The organism is Achromobacter sp. HZ34 (assembly GCF_002209485.1).
Taxonomy (GTDB): domain Bacteria; phylum Pseudomonadota; class Gammaproteobacteria; order Burkholderiales; family Burkholderiaceae_B; genus Bordetella_C.
In genome coordinates, this window is the sequence record NZ_NJIX01000004.1 from 356,501 (window position 1) to 373,828 (window position 17,328).

18 protein-coding genes are annotated in these 17,328 nt (G+C 65.6%); 11 read left to right on the forward strand and 7 right to left on the reverse strand.

Going from position 1 to position 17,328, the window contains the following annotated elements; all coding sequences use genetic code 11:
* Window position 1: 1 nt before the first annotated feature.
* The 7 genes from CEY05_RS18175 to CEY05_RS18205 all read right to left on the reverse strand — a co-directional run bounded on the left by CEY05_RS18175 (window position 2) and on the right by CEY05_RS18205 (window position 7,418).
* The gene (locus CEY05_RS18175; protein ID WP_088596903.1) at window positions 2-1,222 is read right to left on the reverse strand and encodes an ABC transporter substrate-binding protein; all 1,221 of its coding nucleotides are present in this window, start codon (window positions 1,220-1,222) and stop codon (window positions 2-4) included.
* 96 nt (window positions 1,223-1,318) lie between these two features.
* Window positions 1,319-2,713 (reverse strand): aspartate aminotransferase family protein, encoded by a 1,395-nt coding sequence (locus CEY05_RS18180; protein WP_088596904.1) that lies wholly within the window; start codon window positions 2,711-2,713, stop codon window positions 1,319-1,321.
* A 281-nt stretch (window positions 2,714-2,994) separates the two neighbouring features.
* Window positions 2,995-3,237 carry a hypothetical protein gene (locus tag CEY05_RS18185; RefSeq protein ID WP_088596905.1) on the reverse strand — a complete coding sequence of 81 codons (243 nt, stop codon included), beginning with the start codon at window positions 3,235-3,237 and terminating at the stop codon, window positions 2,995-2,997.
* A 26-nt stretch (window positions 3,238-3,263) separates the two neighbouring features.
* Window positions 3,264-4,259 (reverse strand): D-2-hydroxyacid dehydrogenase family protein, encoded by a 996-nt coding sequence (locus CEY05_RS18190; RefSeq protein ID WP_088596906.1) that lies wholly within the window; start codon window positions 4,257-4,259, stop codon window positions 3,264-3,266.
* The gene (locus CEY05_RS18195) at window positions 4,256-5,635 is read right to left on the reverse strand and encodes an MmgE/PrpD family protein (RefSeq protein ID WP_088596907.1); all 1,380 of its coding nucleotides are present in this window, start codon (window positions 5,633-5,635) and stop codon (window positions 4,256-4,258) included. The genes CEY05_RS18190 and CEY05_RS18195 overlap by 4 nt, the downstream gene beginning before the upstream one ends.
* Window positions 5,636-5,683: 48 nt before the next feature.
* On the reverse strand, window positions 5,684-6,664 hold the full coding sequence (locus CEY05_RS18200) for a tripartite tricarboxylate transporter substrate binding protein (RefSeq protein WP_088596908.1): 981 nt from the start codon (window positions 6,662-6,664) through the stop codon (window positions 5,684-5,686).
* A gap of 55 nt (window positions 6,665-6,719) precedes the next feature.
* A complete protein-coding gene (locus CEY05_RS18205) occupies window positions 6,720-7,418 on the reverse strand; it encodes a GntR family transcriptional regulator (RefSeq protein ID WP_088596909.1) in 699 nt (232 codons plus the stop codon).
* 320 nt (window positions 7,419-7,738) lie between these two features.
* Here CEY05_RS18205 and CEY05_RS18210 point away from each other — a divergent pair, with 320 nt between their 5' ends.
* The 11 genes from CEY05_RS18210 (at window position 7,739) to cydX (ending at window position 17,313) form a co-directional block, all read left to right on the forward strand.
* Window positions 7,739-8,683: an IclR family transcriptional regulator gene (locus CEY05_RS18210; RefSeq protein ID WP_233161583.1), complete on the forward strand. Its 945-nt coding sequence runs from the start codon at window positions 7,739-7,741 to the stop codon at window positions 8,681-8,683.
* Window positions 8,684-8,755: 72 nt separating this feature from the next.
* Window positions 8,756-9,697 (forward strand): dihydrodipicolinate synthase family protein, encoded by a 942-nt coding sequence (locus CEY05_RS18215; RefSeq protein ID WP_088596910.1) that lies wholly within the window; start codon window positions 8,756-8,758, stop codon window positions 9,695-9,697.
* A 151-nt stretch (window positions 9,698-9,848) separates the two neighbouring features.
* A complete protein-coding gene (locus CEY05_RS18220) occupies window positions 9,849-10,670 on the forward strand; it encodes an ABC transporter ATP-binding protein (protein WP_233161584.1) in 822 nt (273 codons plus the stop codon).
* Complete coding sequence (locus tag CEY05_RS31445) at window positions 10,667-10,987, forward strand: hypothetical protein (RefSeq protein ID WP_198952822.1); 321 nt, start codon at window positions 10,667-10,669, stop codon at window positions 10,985-10,987. The genes CEY05_RS18220 and CEY05_RS31445 overlap by 4 nt, the downstream gene beginning before the upstream one ends.
* A 108-nt stretch (window positions 10,988-11,095) precedes the next feature.
* A complete protein-coding gene (locus CEY05_RS31450) occupies window positions 11,096-11,629 on the forward strand; it encodes an ABC transporter permease (protein WP_255407775.1) in 534 nt (177 codons plus the stop codon).
* Window positions 11,630-11,762: 133 nt separating this feature from the next.
* Window positions 11,763-12,827, forward strand: coding sequence for an ABC transporter substrate-binding protein (locus CEY05_RS18230; protein WP_088597648.1), 1,065 nt, complete (start codon window positions 11,763-11,765; stop codon window positions 12,825-12,827).
* Window positions 12,827-13,708: an SDR family NAD(P)-dependent oxidoreductase gene (locus CEY05_RS18235; RefSeq protein ID WP_143220489.1), complete on the forward strand. Its 882-nt coding sequence runs from the start codon at window positions 12,827-12,829 to the stop codon at window positions 13,706-13,708. The genes CEY05_RS18230 and CEY05_RS18235 overlap by 1 nt, the downstream gene beginning before the upstream one ends.
* A 566-nt stretch (window positions 13,709-14,274) precedes the next feature.
* Window positions 14,275-14,508: a cytochrome oxidase putative small subunit CydP gene (gene cydP, locus CEY05_RS30990; RefSeq protein ID WP_143220491.1), complete on the forward strand. Its 234-nt coding sequence runs from the start codon at window positions 14,275-14,277 to the stop codon at window positions 14,506-14,508.
* Window positions 14,498-16,075 carry a cytochrome ubiquinol oxidase subunit I gene (locus CEY05_RS18240; protein ID WP_088596911.1) on the forward strand — a complete coding sequence of 526 codons (1,578 nt, stop codon included), beginning with the start codon at window positions 14,498-14,500 and terminating at the stop codon, window positions 16,073-16,075. The genes cydP and CEY05_RS18240 overlap by 11 nt, the downstream gene beginning before the upstream one ends.
* A gap of 10 nt (window positions 16,076-16,085) precedes the next feature.
* Entirely contained in the window at window positions 16,086-17,192 is a 1,107-nt protein-coding gene (cydB, locus tag CEY05_RS18245; protein WP_088596912.1) for a cytochrome d ubiquinol oxidase subunit II, read from the forward strand.
* A 22-nt stretch (window positions 17,193-17,214) separates the two neighbouring features.
* Window positions 17,215-17,313, forward strand: a complete 99-nt coding sequence (gene cydX / locus CEY05_RS18250) for a cytochrome bd-I oxidase subunit CydX (protein WP_088596913.1) — start codon at window positions 17,215-17,217, stop codon at window positions 17,311-17,313.
* Window positions 17,314-17,328 lie beyond the last annotated feature (15 nt).

The window sequence follows — 17,328 nt, forward strand, 5'->3', positions numbered from 1 at the left end:
CTCACACCGTGCGCTTGCACTCGTTCAGCTCGGGCGGCTGGGGCTTGTCGCCCTGGGCCACGATGGTTGCCAGGTCGAATTCATTTTTCATGGCATCCGGCGCCTTGCATTGCACGACGTAGTAGGGCCGCACGGTCTGGTGGGTGCGGGCGTCGATGGTGGTGGGCCCGAAGATGCTGTCGAACTGCATGCCCTCCAGCGCCTTCATCACCGCCGCCACCTCCACGCTCTTGGCCTTGTCCATGGCCATCAGCAGCGTGCGCGTGGCGTCATAGCCATAGGCGGCGGCGTAGGACGGCACGTTCTTGTAGGCCTTCATATAGCGCTCGACGAAGGACTTGTTCACCGGCGTGTCGATGTCCTGGTAATAGTTCAGGCCCAGGATCATGCCGCTGCGCATGGCGGGGGAAAGCTCGCGCAACTGCTCGACTTCCAGGGTCCACGGGCCGACGATCTGCACGTTCTTCACGCCGAAGCTGTTGAACTGGCGCACCGCGGTGACCGCGTCCGCGCCGGCCGTCAGCAGGCAGATGATGTCCGGCCGGGTCGACAGCGCCTTGGTGAAGTACTGGGTGAACTGGCGTTCTCCCGACGGATGATTGTCGTTGCCCACCAGTTGCAAGCCCAGCTCCTTGGCGGCAACCTGGGTGTAATGCAGCAGGGACTGGCCGAAGGCATAGTCGGCGGTGATGGTGTAGATCTTCTTCTTGTCCGGCAGCGTCTTGCTGACGTACTCCAGCGTGGCGCGCAAGGCGGTGTAGGCATGCGCGGACCATTGGAAGGTATAGGGACTGCAGCGCGAGCCGGTGAAGTCTTCGGAGCCGCCCGCGGCGTATTGCAGTACCTGTTCCTGGCGCGCCACTTCCAGTTCGGCCAGGCCGACGGCGCTGGAGAAATTACCGAGGAAATAGCGCAGCTTGTCCGAGCTGACTGCTTCGGTCAGCCGCCGCACGCCGACGGCGGGCTTGCCTTCGTCATCGCGCACCAGCAGATTGATCTTCTTGCCCAGTATCGATCCCTGGCGTTCTTCAAGGGCCAGTTGCGTGCCCTTGAGCACCAGGTCGCCGGCGTAGGCAAAGGTCCCGGTCTGTTGCGACAGCACGCCCATGGTCAGCGTGTCGCCGGCGGTCTGCGCCCAGGACAGGCCCGTCAGGGACGAGCCCAGGGCGGCGGCACCCGCCTTCAGTACGGTGCGGCGATCGATTTTTCTGGCAGAAGTCATTGTGATTCCCCTTGATGTGCTGCGTAGATGTGTACTGCGTGGATGTACCGGGTTGCCGTCCCCCGCGGACGTATTGCGCGGGACCTGCGCACTTCGTTACGCCGTGAAGCCCGTTTCGGCCGTGAAGCCCGTTTCGGCCGTGAACCCCATTTCGGCGGCGAAGGAGACCAGGCCCTGCTCCAGCCGGGCCAGCAGATCCTCCATTTCGTCCTCCGTGATGACCAGCGGCGGCGCGATCAGCGTGGCGTTGTTCAAGGGCGCGATGCCGGCCGTGTAGACAATGAGTCCGGCGCGCATGCAATGGGCGGTGAACAGGGCATTGGCGTTGCGCGCGGGATCGGGCGGCGTTTTCGTGGCCGGATCGGTGACGAATTCGAAACCCCACAGCAGGCCGCGGCCGCGCACGTCGACCATCCACGGGAAGCGCGCCGCCAGGCGGTGCAGTCCCGCTTCCAGCTGGCTGGCGCGCGCCGTGACGTTGGCCAGTACCTGGTGTTCGCGCATGTAGTCGACCACGGCCAGGCAGGTGGCGGCGCTGAGCGGATTGGCGCTGAAGGTGTGGCCGAAGGGCACGGTCTTGCCGTTTTCGCCGAAGGCCTGGATGATGCGCTGGTGGAACAGCACGGCGCCCATCGGGGTGTAACCGGAGGTCATGCCTTTGCCGGTGGCGATCATGTCCGGGGCGATGCCGTCCTGCTCGCAGGCGAACCAGGTGCCGGTGCGGCCCATGCCGGTAATCACTTCGTCGGCGATCAGCAGGACGTCGTGGCGGTCGCAGATTTCGCGCAGCGTACGCAAATAGCCCACCGGCGGCGCCAGGGCACCGCCCGCCGCGCCCACCACCGGCTCGACGATGATGGCCGCCACCTTGTCCGCGCCATATTCGCGCAGGATGCGGTCCCACACCATGGCGCCGTGGCCCTCGGCGTCCTGGCCCGACAGCGGGAAGCGATAGGGATAGGGCGGCGGTGCCACCGCGAAGGTATGCAGCAGATTGCCGTAATCGGCGCGGCGGGCGTCATGGCCGGACATGGACAAGGCGCCCATGGTCATGCCGTGGTAGCTGATGGCGCGGCCCAGTACGTGGGTCTTGCCGGGCTGGCCACGGTCGCGCCAGTATTGCTGCGCCGTGCGTAGCGCCAGTTCGGTGGCTTCGGAGCCGCTGTTGACGAAAAACGCGTGGGTCAACGCCGGCGGCGCCAGATCCACCAGCGTCTTGGCCAGCGTTTCGGCGGCGGTGCTGGTGAAGTGCGCCCTGTAGGTGAAGCAGACCTGTTCGGCCTGCGCGTGCATGGCATCCAGCACTTCACGCACCCCGTGGCCGATCGATACCGTCATGGCCCCGCCCGATCCGTCCAGATAATCGCGGCCGTCCTTGTCGTAGATGTAGACCCCCTTCGCATGATCGACCACCGGCAGCTTGGCACCCAGCGGCTGTTTCAACAGCACGTCGACGTTTTCGGTAGTGAATACGTATTCAGTATTAGGCATGATGGCTGGTCGGCAAATTTCGATCGAAGAAAAATCACCGGATAAATAACGGTTTGTACAGGGGATATGAGACAGACTTGACAGGCGCCGTCTGTCTGACGGATATGAATACGAATTCTTATCCAAGTGAGAGACGGCCTCCATCGGGGTTTTCCCAGGCACGGGCTATGACGGAGACGCAGAAAGCGCCCCCGCTCACATCGAGCGGGGGCGCGAGAAAGGTATCAAGCAAGCTGGGTGTCGGGCGCGGGCGGTCCCCTGCGCCAGGACCGGAATCGAAATCAGCGTGAATCGCTGACCAGCGCCACCCATTCCTCGAAAGACGTGGCGGGCCAGTTGTTGCCGAGCTTCAATCCGCTGACGTCATAAGGCCGCGGCGTGCCGAACCAGTTGAACCAGCCCTGCCCGGGAATGAAAACCAGCGGAATGTCGAATTCCTTGATGTGGAATTCGGCATCCGCCGGAAAGTCGGATCGTCGGGGGAGATCCCGCGAAAGTAGACCCCGCGCGAGCAGACCCTTCATTGCCATTGACTGCACCCTGTATTGGATCAGGCTGCCAGCGGAACCGTATTGGGAACTTCCGCTCCGCCGAGCCAGGCTTCGATATTACGCTGCACGCCGCGCGCGAACTCGGCATAGACCTGCTTGCTGAGAAACCCGTAATGCGGCGTCAGCAGCACGTTGGGCAGACCAAGCAGCGGATGGCCGTCCGGCAGCGGCTCGTCGTCGAATACGTCGAAGGCGCCGAAACCCGGCCGCCCCGCGCGCAGGGCGTCGACCACGGCATCGGTGTCCACCAGTTCCGCCCGCGAGGTATTCACCAGCAGGCTGTCCGGCTGCATCAGCGCCAGGCGCTCGCGATTGAGCAGGCGGCGCGTGCCCGCGGCCGGCACCAGGTGCAGGCTGACCACTTGCGAGCTCACCAGCAGTTCATCCAGGTCGACCGCCCGCGCGTCGTGTTCACGCGCGCGTTCGGGCGTCATGTTGGGACTCCAGGTAAGCACCTCCATGCCCAAGGCACGGCCCACCGTGGCCACACGCTGGCCGATCTGCCCCAGGCCGATCAGGCCCAGCTTCTGCCCCTGCAGCACGCCCGGCAGAAAGGCGGTCACGGCCGGATCGCGCCAGACATTGCGCGCGGGCGTAAGCATGAGCTGAGGCAGGCGGCGCGTGGCGGCCAGGATCAGCGACCACGTCATCTCGCAAGTGCTGGCCTTCGACGGCCCCCACTCGGTATGGCTGACCTGAATGCCGGCCTGCTGCGCCGCCGCAACATCCAGCGTCTTGTTGCGCGTGCCGGTGAACACGATGTGGCGCAGGCGCGGCAACTTGGCGATCAGGGCTGCATCGACCGGCGTACGATCGCGCAGCAGCACCACGCAGTCGGCGCCCGCCAGGGCTGCCTCCAGCGCGGCGCCGCGCAGCGCGACGTTGTGCACGGTGAAGCTGTGCGCCGCGCCGGTGGCGGACTGGCGCAATGCCTCCCAGTCCACCCCGTCGCGCAGCCCGTTCTCCCAATCGTCGAGAACGACTACCGAACTCATTGCGCGGCCTTGCGAGCCAGCGCCACCAGGCCGCGCGCGTCCTGCGCCTTGGCCAGGGTCCAGCAAGCGTCCATCAGCTTGCGCACCTGGTCCGCGCCCAGGATGGGATCGGCCTGGCTGCTGAACTTGGCTTCCAGGTCCTGGTCGGACATGGGGCGCTGCAGCGAACCGATGGCGTGCTCGACGAACACGTGGACCTTGCGGCCGTCCTTCAGCGTGGCGATGGCGTCAACGGCGGCTTCATCGATGCTGTCGTCGACCGTGGCGACCACCTTGCGGCGCACCGCCACCACGTCTTCGCGCGTGACGATGTCATCGGCATATTCGCTTTCCGAGGCGCGGCCGAAGATCAGGCCGGCGGCGCAACCGTGGTACACGCTGAACTTGCCTTGCAGGCCGTCGGCGGGCTCCTTCTTGCCGGTCAGTTCCAGCACCAGCGAATGCACGCGCAAGTCGATGCGTTCCAGGTTTTCAGCGGTCACGCCCTGTTCGCGCAACTGCACGCAAGCGTCGATGCTGGGATGGATGACGATGCCGCAGGCGAAGGGCTTGTACGTGTTGAACGAAATCTCGAAGCGCTTGCCCAGGCCCTCGGTGATTTCGTTCCAGTCGAACTTGGTCGACAGCACCTGGGCAAAGCCGCGCGGCGCCTCGATGGCGCGCTTGCTGGCGGTGTAGCCTTCGCGTGCCAGCAGGGCCGACATCAAGCCGGCCGACGCCGCGCCGCCCGGATGGAAGGGCTTGGTCATGGTGCCGAATTGCTCGCGCAAGCCGACCGGCTGCGAAGCCGCGATGCCCAGCGCCATCTGCGTCTGGTCGGCATCCAGGCCCAGCAGGCGGGCGCAGGCGGCGGCGGCGCCGAAGCCACCGGTGGAGCCGGTGATGTGCCAGCCGCGATCGTAATGCTGCGGGTAGATCATGTTGCCGATGCGGCACGACACGTCGATGCCGATGACGACGGCATCGATGATCTGGCGGCCGCTGGCGCCGGTCAGTTCAGCCAGTGCCAGCACGGCGGAGCAGACCGGGCCGGCGGGATGGATGATGGTCTTCAGGTGGGTGTCGTCGAAGTCGAAGGTGTGCGACGTGATGCCGTTGATCAGCGCGGCGCTGGCGATGTCCACCTGTTCGCTGCGGCCCAGCACGCTGGCCTGGGCCGAGGGCTTGAGCACTTGCACGGCGCGCAGCGCGGCTTCGCCCGCTTCGTGTTCGGCGGCGCCGACAGCGCAGCCCAGCCAGTTCATGAAGGTGCGGTGGGCTTCGTGCTCGACGGCATCGTCCCAACCGCGCGACGGATGGTTGACGATGTATTCGGCCAGGATGCGGGTGACCGGCGGGGCGTTGTGATCGGCATCGATCTTGGTATTCAGGGCCATGGATATCTCTCGGGGTGCAACAAAAAACGGGGTGGCTGGACGCCTGCGTCAGGCGTCGAGTTGGATGTTCTGCTCTTTCGCCAGCTTGGCCCACCGCGCATAGTCCTTGGCGACATAGGCGGCGAATTGCGCGGGCGACATCGGCATGGGCACGATGGCTTCGGTGTCCAGCGACTTGATCAGCGCGGGATCCTGCAGCACTTTGTTCAGGGCGGTGTTCAAGGTCTGCACCACGCCACCTTCCATGCCTGCCGGACCGGAGACGCCATACCATTGCAACACATCGTCGAAGCCGCCCAAACCCAGCTCCTTGAAGGTCGGCACGTCGGGGAACGCCTTGTTGCGGGTTTCGCCGGACAGGGCGATGGCGCGCACGGTGCCCGCGCGCAGGTGCGGCACGGCGGCGGCCAGGCCGGGGAACATGAACTGGGTCTGCTGCGACAGCAGGTCGGTGAACGCCGGAGCGATGCCCTTGTAGGCGATGTGAACCATCTTCGTGCCGACCTGTTGCTGCAGCAATTCCATCAACAGGTGGGTCAGGGAGCCGGCGCCGGCGGAACCGTAGTTCACATTGCCCTGCCCCTTGGCGTAGGCGATGAACTCCTTCAGGTTGTGCACGGGCAGCTTGGAATTCACCACCAGCACATTGGGCGTTCCGCCTATCATGCCCACCGCCGTGAAGTCCTTGATGGGGTCGTAGGGCACCTTGCGGGTGGCCGGAGCGGTGCCCAGCGTGGCGACGTAACCCTGCATCAGGGTGTAGCCGTCGGGCTTGGACCGCATGGTCTTCTGGCACGCGATCACGCCACCGCCGCCGCTCTGGTTTTCCACGATGAAAGTGGCGCCCAGTTCCTTGCCGACGGCATTCGCGGTGGCGCGGCCGACGTAGTCGCTGCCGCCGCCCGGCGCCACCGGCACGATATAGGTGATGGGGCGGTCGGGGTAGGCGGAAGCGGCCAGGGACGGCAGGGCGTAGGGGAAGCCGATGGCGGTGGCGCCGGCGCCCAGCAGGAAGGAACGTCGTTTCATGGGGGTTGTCTCCTCGGGGAATATTTTTAGACTTGGGGGGAAGCGCGGCGGTGCATCACATGATGGATAGCCGCTCGTGGGCGTTGATGACGTGCCTGGCCAGCAGCTCGGCGTAGGCGCCGGCGTGCTGGGGCGAGCCGACGTTGCGCAGGGCATCGACGATCTGGCGGTGCTCGGCGTTGGAGTGCACCCGGTGCTCCTCATTCGACAGGTTCTTCAGGCGCGCCAGGTGCAGTTTCTGGATGACGTCGCGATAGGCCTTGGCGATTTCGCGATTGCCTGCGTACTCGATGAACAGCCAGTGGAATTCCAGGTTCTGGCTGTAGTAGCCCTGGGCGTTGCCTTCACTGATGGCGGCGTCCATCGCCGCCACGCAGGTGTCCAGTTCGCGCACGAGCTCTTCGCGTTCATCCTGGGGCAGTTGCGCCGCCGTGCGGCCGGCGTGGCTGTCCAGTACCGAACGGAATTGATAGAGGTCCTTGACTTCGTCGTCGCTGAGTTCGCGCACGTAGACGCCGGAATGCTTGCGCGAGACCACCAGGCCGGCGCTCTCCAATTCACGCAGCGCTTCGCGTACCGGCACGCGCGAGACCTTCAATTGCTCGACCAGTTCCGATTCGCGCAAGGCCTGGCCGGGCGCGTAGTCACCGGACAGGATGCGATTGAGCAATTGGTCGCGCACGAGCTTGCCGAGCGAGGTGTTCTTGATGTCCTCGAACGTTGCCTGGCCAGTGCCGGAGGCGAGCCACTTCATGGTAAGACTCCTGCTGGGTGTTTCGTAGAATCGTATACGATTAGACGACTGCTGGCGGTACGCTGTCAATCGACCTACGGGAAAACCTTGAGTGGAAATTTGCGTCCCCGCCGTTGTGGGCGTGCACGGACGGCGTTAGGCTATAAAAAAGATCGAATTAAAGTTCGCATTCCGAATTCGAAGAGATCAGTGCGGTCAGGGCATGCCCCCGCGCCAGCGATGGAGACAGACATGAAGCGCAACGCGCCATTTTTTAGCCCCATTAAACGAATTAAAATTCGCATTCCGAACTGATGGTTCGATTCGACAGGAACGCGACGATGAAAGACGCCAGCACGATGGACGACAAGCCGGACGGGCACGCGGCCGCTAAAGCCGGTGAGAAAGCCGACAAAGCTGCCGATAAGGCAGGCAAGAACACCGTCCAGTCCCTCGCCAAGGGCTTTCGCGTCCTCGAAGCGTTCACCGCGCGCGAGCCCGAACTGACCATGGCGGACGTTGCCCGCCGCTGCGGCATGGACAACGCCACCGCTTTCCGTTTTCTCAATACCCTGGTCGACATCGGCTACGTACAGCGCGTGCCCGACAGCCGTCTGTTCCGCCTGTCGTTCAAGGTGCTGGACCTGGGCTTCAACGCCATCGCCCGTTCCGACCTGCGTGCGCGCAGCCGGCCCATCCTGCGCCAACTGGTGGGCGAGGTGAATGAAGCGGCGTCGGTCGGCGTGCTGGAAGGCGCCGACGTCATCTACGCCGAACGCATACAGGCAGGGCTGACGCGCCTGGGCGTGGATATCCGTATCGGCAGCCGCGTGCCAGCTTATTCGACCGCCGTCGGCCATGCCATCCTGGCCTGGCTGCCGCGCGACGCGCAGATCCAGGTGCTGGAGGCGCAGCCGCGCGAGCGCCTGACCGACACCACCATTACCGAACTGCCGGCCATCCTCGAACGCCTGGCGGCGGTGCGCGAATGCGGCTATGCCCTGTCGAACCAGGAAACCGTGTCGGGCCTGTTCGTCATCGCGGCGCCCGTGCTGGACGCCGACGGCGTGCCGCTGGCCGCGCTCAGCGTGGCGGCACCGGCCATGAATACATCGCTGTCCGCCTTCGAAGCGTCCACGGCCGCGCCCCTGCTGGCGGCGGCGGCGGAACTGTCCAAGGCCTTGCAGACGACGGGCGGATATACCTCGCCGGCCGCCGGTTCGCCGGCGGCATCTATCAAACCCAACGGCGCAGCGCGCCAGGTCACGTCACCACGCATCACCTAGTTCATTTCCCAGTTCTTACCCCACGCCCCAAGGTCCACCCCAGAGACCGGGCCACGTACCCAGGAGACAGCAGTGTCCAGTATCGATTTCAACGGCATCATCCCGGCTATCGCCGTGCCTTTCAATCAGGACTACAGCATCGACGAGCCGGAGCTCAAGCGCTTCTCGCGCTGGCTGGCGGGCCAGCCGGGCATCCACGCCCTGATGACCAATGGTCACACCGGCGAGGTGTTCTCGCTGACGCCGCGCGAACGCGCCCACGTCACGCGCCTGACTGTCGAGGCGGTCGGCGACATGTGTCCGGTGATTTCCTCCATCGTCTGCGAAGGCATCAACGATGCCGTGGAGCAGGCCGGCATGGCCAAGGAGGCCGGGGCGCGCGGGCTCGACATCATGCCGCCGCACCACTGGCTGCGCTTCGGTTTCAAGCCCGAGCACTGCCTGGACTACTTCACGGCAATCGGCAAGGCCAGCGGCCTGCCGTTGATCGTGCACGTTTATCCGGCATGGACCCGTGCATCGTTCTCTTCCGACTTGCTGGCCGAACTGGCGCGTTCGCCGCACGTCGCGGCTTTCAAGATCGGCACCCGCGAAATGAACAAGTACGCGCGCGATCTGCAGGCCATCCGCGCGGCCGATCCCACCAAAGCCTTGTTGACCTGCCATGACGAATACCTGCTGGCTTCGATGGTGCAGGGGATAGACGGTGCGCTGGTGGGCTTTGCTTCCCTGGTCCCAGGCCTGATCCATGAGTTGTTGCAAGCCGTGCGGGCCGGCGACCTGAAGCAGGCCATGGCGGTACAGGCGCGCATCACGCCGCTGAAGGACGCCGTGTACGGCGCGGGCGAGCCCACCGGTGAAGCCCACGGCCGCATGAAGGCCGCCATGGCGCGCGCGGGCATCATCCGCAGCGCCACGGTGCGTCCGCCCACGCACGCGCCCAGCGAAAAGGAATTGCGCGCCATCGATGCCGCGCTGGTGGCGGCGGGGCTGACGGTACAAGCGGCGGCGTAGTCGCGGCCGTTGGCCACAAGGCAGCGTGGCGCGACGCGTGGACGCTGCACCCAAGCTGTATGTATGCAGGGTCGAGCACTAGAACGCCACAAGGCGTCAGCCCGACCCGCCGACACGATGCGCCCCAAGCGCGTCGGAAGGAGACAGAGACATGTGGAGCAATACGCAGCCGCGGCTGCATAGCGTGGAGCCGCCGGCGCCGCGGCCGCCCTTGATAGGCATGCGCGCGGCCGCCAAGACCTACGAAACGCAGACCGGCGCGGTGCGCGCCCTGGACGGTGTCGACCTGGATATCGCCGATGGCGAATTCGTCAGCATCGTCGGCCCATCGGGCTGCGGCAAGAGCACGCTGTTGCGCATGCTGGCCGGCCTGGATGATTGCGAAGAAGGCGAACTGACCTTGGAAGGCAGGCGCATCGACGGCCCCTCGCGCGATGTCGGCGTGGTGTTCCAGGCGGCCAATCTGCTGCCGTGGCTGACCGTGCGCCAGAACGTCGAACTGCCTACCCGTGTCGGCGGCAAGCATGCGCCCGGCGAGGTGCGCGTCGATGACCTGCTGCAGATGACGGGCCTGGCGGACTTCGGCGCGCGCTATCCCTACGAGCTGTCGGGCGGCATGCAGCAGCGCGCGGGAATCTGCCGGGCGCTGGTCCGCAATCCGCGCACCCTGCTGATGGACGAGCCCTTCGGCGCGCTCGACGCTTTGACGCGCGAACGCATGAACATGGAGCTACAGCGCATCTGGCAGGCCAACGGCAAGACCGTGATCCTGATCACGCACAGTATTTCCGAAGCCATCTTCCTGGCCGATCGCGTGGTGGTCATGTCGGCACGTCCAGGCCGGGTGCTGTGCGATCTGAAAGTGGACATTCCCCGGCCGCGCGGCTTCGACACCATCATCAGCCATCCGGAATATGCCCGCCTGGCGCGCGAGATTCGTGGGCTGCTCAATGCCCAGGGAGAGATCGAGTGAGCACCACCCTGCATCCTGCGGCCGCTCAGCCGGCCCCCCAACGTGACGCTTATGCCGCGCCAGCGCGTGAAGCCGATGCCGTGACAGGCATTGCGTCCAACGGCCCTGCCGCCGCATCCGCCTTGCCACGTGGCATCAATCCGCCAGCGGGCGCCCGCGTAGCGGGTCGCCGCAAATCCCGCGGCGATGTCAAAACCTCCTGGATCACCCTGGCGGGACTGGCCGTGCTCATCGCCGCCTGGTGGCTGAGCGTGCGGCTGCTGCACGTACCGTCCTACATCCTGCCCGAGCCGCTGGCGGTGGTGCGTGCCCTGTAGTCCGGGCTGGCGGTATCGCCGGCCAGTCCCACGGGCTACTACCTGCCTTTATGGAGCACGTTTTGCAACGCGGCCATCGGTTTCGCCATCGGCACCGGCGCCGGTCTGGTGCTGGGGTCGCTGATGGCGGAGAGTCGCACGATAGAGCGCCTGCTCATGCCCTATGCCTTCGCCTTGCAGAGCCTGCCCAAGGTGGCGATCGCGCCCTTGATCGTCATCTGGCTGGGCTTTGGCGACGGTTCGAAGATCGCCATCGCCGCGCTGCTGTCCTTCTTTCCGATCCTGATCAACAGCTTCACCGGCCTGCGCGCGGTCGAGCCGGAACGCATCGACCTGATGCGTTCGCTGTCGGCCAGCCGCCTGGAGACCTATCGCATCGTCAAGCTGCCCAACGCGGCGCCCTATATCTTCGCCGGGCTGGACATGGCGGTGGTGTACGCGCTGCTGGGGACGATCGTTGCCGAATTCCTGGGCGCGCAGCGGGGCATGGGGGTGGTCATCACCCAGGCGCAGGCGGTCACCGACGTGGCCGGGGTGTTCGCCGCCCTGGTCATCCTGGGTGCAATGGGCATCCTGCTGCACGCAGTGGTACGCAGATTGGAAAAGCGCGTGGTGCATTGGGCGGATCGCAATAAACGTTGAAGCTGCTTATCCAACTGACGACCCGGCGGGTACGCCGCGGCGCCGGATTCGGCGCCGGCCTGTGGATAAGTGGCAATGCCTTAAACCGGAAATAGAAGTACTGAACCAGGCACACAAGGAGAACAACATGCGGATGGAACGGAGACATTTTCTTTTCACGGCGGGTGCGATCGGCGCGGCGCTGGCGGCCCGGCCTCGTACGGCTTGCGCGGCCGACCTGCGCACGGTCAAGCTGGGCGTGGGGTTGAAGGCCATGAGTCCCATCGTCATCAACCTGGCCATCGGCGAGGTGCTGGGCTACGCCAAGGAGGAAGGACTGGCGTTCAACGTGCTGGCGTTGGGCACCAACGGCAATGTGCAGGTGGCGGTGGACCGTGGCGATGTCGACGTCGGTGTGGGCGTGCCTTCTTTCGGCCTGCCCCTGCTGGCCAAGGGCGAGTGGAAGACCTCGAAGAATTTCTACCAATACACCTATCCCTACAAATGGGATATCGCGGTGGCGCCGGATGCCACGGTGACCAGCTACGAGCAGCTCAAGGGCAAGCGTATCGGGGTGTCGGATTTCGGCGCTACCGATTATCCGGTGACGCGCAATGTGATGCGTTCGCTGGGCCTGGATCCGGACAAGGATTTCAAGTGGATCGCGGTGGGCAATGGCGTACCGGCCGGGGTGGCCCTGCAGCGCGGCGCCATCGACGCGCTGGCCTATTACGACACGGGTTTCGGCCAGATCGAGGCGGCGGGCATTCCGTTCAAGCTGGTGCCGCGGCCGGCCAAGCTGCCGCTGGTGGGCGGGCAGTTCCTGGAAACGCGGGTGCAGACGTTGGAGAGCCAGCGGCCCATGGTGGTGGGTGTCGGCCGCACGGTGTGCAAGGCCTCGCAGTTCATCCTGGCCAATCCCAAGGCCGGTGCGCAGGCCTTCCTGCGCATGTACCCGGAGACCGCGCCGCGCGGCAGCAGCGAGGAAGCCGCCGTGGCCGCCGTGCTGCAGGCCATCAGCCGCCGCATCAAGCTCTATGAACCGCCTTATGCGGGCGCGAAGATGGGCAGCATCAATGTGCAGGAGCTGAAGACCGAAGCGGAGATGAACGATTTCAAGATCAGCGACTACAGCGCTTTCTATACCAATGCGCTGATCGACGAGATCAACAACTTCGATGTGGCCAAGGTGCGGCAGCAGGCCAAGGACTATAAGTAATGGCGGGGGCGGCGATGATGGGCGGCCCGTCCCCGGTTGCGCTTCCCGGCACGGCTGCGCAGGCGCCGTCCGTGCCGGCGCGCGCGCTGGTCACCGGCGCCGCTTCCGGCATAGGCGCCGCCATCGCGGCGGCCTTGCGCGCCGCGGGCTGGTCGGTGGTAGGGCTGGACCGCAGCCCTGCGCCGGTCCGCGATCACGCTGCGAGCGGCGCGACGGACGGCCCTGATGCGACAGACGACCGCGGCGAAAGGGGGGGCGGCGGGACTGACGGTGGCGGAGGGACGGGCGGCGGCGGCAGGATGGATGACCATGGCGGGACGGTCGGCTTTGCGTCGCATCACGTCCAGGTCGACCTGACCGACGACGTGGCCCTGCGCGCGGCGTTGCGTCGCGTTGGGGCGGTGGACGCCGTCGTCCATGCGGCCGGCTTCATGCGTACGGCGCCACTGGGGCAGCTGGATCCCGCTGACGGCGAGGCCATGTGGCGCATCCACGTGCACGCGGCCGAAGTGCTGGTCGACGCCGTGGCGCCCACTTTGCCCGATGGCGCCAGGATCGTCCTGGTGGGCAGCCGCACGGCCAATGGCGCGGCCGGGCGCAGCCAGTATGCCGCCACCAAGGCTGCCCTGAACGGCATGGCTCGCTCCTGGGCCGCGGAACTGGCCCCACGCGGCATCACGGTCAACGTCATTGCCCCTGGTGCCACCGATACCCCCATGCTGCGCGACCCCGCCCGCGGCGGCACCCCGCCCCGGCTCCCGCCCCTGGGCCGCTTCGTCCGCCCAGAAGAAATCGGCGCCGTGGCCGCCTTCCTGCTGGGCCCTGGCGCAGGCGCCATCACCGGCCAGCAAATCATAGTCTGCGGCGGCGCTTCGCTTTGATGCAGTGACGGCCACGCATCGTCTTGATGCCAAGGCAGCGACGGATCGTGTTGATGCCAAGGCGGCGACGTATCGTGCTGATGCCGAAGCAAGGCATCGTTGAGGCCAAGGCAGCCGCGCACCGTTACCATCCAACGCCTTCGCCTGGCCTCCGCCAGCAGCGCCCCGCCCCCAGCCATGGGGCGCTAGCCCAAAGAAGGGGGCGTGGGGGTTTACCCCCCACAATAAAAAACGCTCTTCGCCAGCACCGAACGCCACAAACCTGTATCCGCTACCCCACACTCCCCCGCCCGAGCAAGTTTCAATACCCCTCCAGCCCCCTTTCCCTTAGACTCATTTGACCTGGATCATGGCGCCCCCCCGCAGGTACGCGAACAATCTCGCTGTATCTACACGGAGATCGTCCCATGCCCCCTGATCTGCCGGCCGGTTCAAGCCGCACGGCCCGGTGCTGTCGGCGCGCGCGCCCACCACGCCCGCGTTTCGCTTCCTTCTTTCCTTTCGTATCGCCCGTATCCGCTGTACGCCCGCCCCCCAGGCGATACACGTTTTCGACGAGGTGAGCCGTGAGCAGGAAACGATGTCCGTCCTTACTCGCGCGCGCCGGAGCGTTCGGCCGCGCCCATCCCACCGCCCGTGAAATCGCACTGGTGGTGATCGTCAAGCTGACCCTGCTGGTGGTGCTGCAGCTTCTCTTCTTCTCGAATCCGCAGAAGAACGCCTCCTTCGGTCCCAATCAAGTTTCCGCCGCCCTGGTCGGATCCCCCACGCAACCCTCGGAGACCGGCCATGATCGATAGTCATGTCGTCGACCTATCGCGCCTGCAGTTCGCGGTTACCGCGCTGTACCACTTCCTTTTCGTCCCCCTGACCCTGGGCCTGTCCTGGATCCTGGTGATCATGGAGTCCGTCTACGTGATGACGGGCAAGCAGATCTACAAGGACATGACCCGCTTCTGGGGCAAGCTCTTCGGCATCAACTTCGCCATGGGCGTGGCCACCGGCCTGACCATGGAGTTCCAGTTCGGCACCAACTGGTCGTACTACTCCCACTACGTGGGCGACATCTTCGGCGTGCCGCTGGCCATCGAAGGCCTGATGGCCTTCTTCCTGGAGTCGACCTTCGTCGGCCTGTTCTTCTTCGGCTGGAACCGGCTGACGCGGGTGCAGCATCTGGTCGTCACCACGCTGGTGGCGCTAGGCTCGAACCTGTCGGCCCTGTGGATCCTGGTCGCCAACGGCTGGATGAACTTCCCCGCCGGCGCGCACTTCAACTACGAGAACATGCGCATGGAACTGACGGACCTGTCGACCGTGCTGTTCAACCCGATCGCGCAGGTGAAGTTCGTGCACACCGTGTCGGCGGGCTATGTCACCGCCGCCATGTTCGTGCTGGGCATCTCGGCCTGGTACCTGCTGCGCAAGCGCCACATCGCCTTCGCCAAGCGGTCCTTCGCCATCGCCGCCGGATTCGGCCTGGCATCGACGCTGTCGGTCATCGTGCTGGGCGACGAATCGGGCTACACCACCGGTGAGGTGCAGCAGATGAAGCTGGCCGCCATCGAGTCCGAATGGGAAACCCAGCCGGCGCCCGCGTCCTTCACCCTGTTCGGCGTGCCGAACCAGGCGGAGCAGCGCACGGATTACGCCGTGCGCATCCCCTACGCCCTGGGCCTGATCGCCACCCGTTCCGTGTCCGAACCGGTGGTGGGCATCAAGGACCTGGTGAAGGAAAACCGCGCCCGTATCGAAAACGGCATGCTGGCCTACAGTGCGCTGCGCGACCTGCGCGCGGGCGATACGTCCGACCTGGCGCGCGAACGCTTCGCCGCGCACGAGAAAGACCTGGGCTATGGCCTGCTGTTGAAGCACTACACCGACAAGGTGGTGGATGCCACGCCGGCGCAGATCGACCGCGCCGCCGCGGACACCGTACCGCCCGTGGCGCCGGTGTTCTGGTCGTTCCGCCTCATGGTCGGCATAGGCATCCTGAGCTTGGTGACTTTCCTGCTGGCCTTCTGGTTCAGCGCCCGGCGCCTGGTGGACTTGCCGCGCTACCGCTGGTTCCTGCGCTGGGCGGTGTGGGCGATACCGCTGCCGTGGCTGGCCGCCGAGTTCGGCTGGGTCGTCGCCGAAGTGGGCCGGCAGCCGTGGACCATCGCGGGCATCCTGCCTACCCGCCTGTCGGCCTCCACGCTGCAGCCCGGCGACCTGTACTTCAGCCTGGCCGGCTTCATCTTCTTCTATACCGGACTGCTCATCGTGGAAATGTTCCTGATGGTGCGCTACGCCCGCCGCGGGCCGGACTACCATCCCGAGCCGATGGGCGGACCGGGTCTGCCGTCCCTGGCCGGCAAGTCGGCTTAAGGAGCCCACCATGTTCGATTACACCGTTTTGCAAGTGATCTGGTGGGCGCTGATCGGCACGCTGCTGATCGGCTTTGCCCTTACCGATGGTTTTGACATGGGCGCCTGCGTGTTGCTGCCCTTCGTGGCGCGCAACGATACGGAGCGCCGTGTGGTGGTCAACGCCGTGGGCGCCACGTGGGAAGGCAACCAGGTATGGTTCGTCACCGCCGGGGGCGCCACCTTCGCGGCGTGGCCGCGGGTATACGCCACCGCGTTCTCGGGCTTCTACGTCGCCTTGCTGCTGGTCCTGTTCGCGCTGTTCTTCCGGCCGGTGGGCTTCGACTATCGCGGCAAGATCTCGGATCCGCGCTGGCGCGGCTTCTGGGACTGGTCGCTGTTCGGTGGCAGCCTGGTGCCGGCGCTGGTGTTCGGCGTGGCCTTCGGCAACCTGCTGCAAGGCGTGCCGTTCGAGTTCGATGCCGACTTGCGGTCGACCTATACCGGCAGCTTCTTCGCCTTGCTGAACCCCTTCGCCCTGCTGTGCGGACTGGTCAGCCTGTGCATGCTGGTGACGCATGGCGCCGCGCTGTTGCAGCTGAAGACCGATGGCGCGGTACGGGCCCGTGCGGCGCGGGCCCAGCGTTGGGCAGGCTTGGCCGGCCTGGTGCTGTTCGCCTTGGCGGGGGTGTGGGTGGCAACCGCCCTGGTGGGTTTCCGCGTGCAGCCCGGTGGCAACGCCGTGGCGGCGGCCGGTGCCTGGATGGACAACTATGCGCGCTGGCCCGCCATGCTGGTCGCGCCTGCGTTGGGGCTGCTGGGCCTGGCCGGCGCGGCGGCGCTGTCGGGCCGGCATTCCGGCGCGGGCGGGTTCCTGAGTTCAGGCGCGGCCATCATCGGCATCATCCTGACGGCGGGCTTCTCCATGTTTCCCTTCGTCATGCCGTCCTCGACCGACACCGTGCACAGCCTGACGGCGTGGAACTCGACGTCCAGCGCGCTGACCCTGGAAATCATGCTGGTCGCCGTGATCGTGTTCCTGCCTCTCATCCTGGTCTACACGAGCTGGGTCTACAAGGTCATGTTCGGCCGCGTGACCAACCATGCCATCGAGACCGACCAGCACACGCTGTATTGAATCGAATCAACGGGAGAACGATATGTGGTATTTCACCTGGATACTGGGCTTGGCCGCGGCCGTGTTCTTCGGCATCATGAACGCCATGTGGCTGGAACCGCGCCTGAACGACGATGAGTAGGCGGTAGCGAAAGGG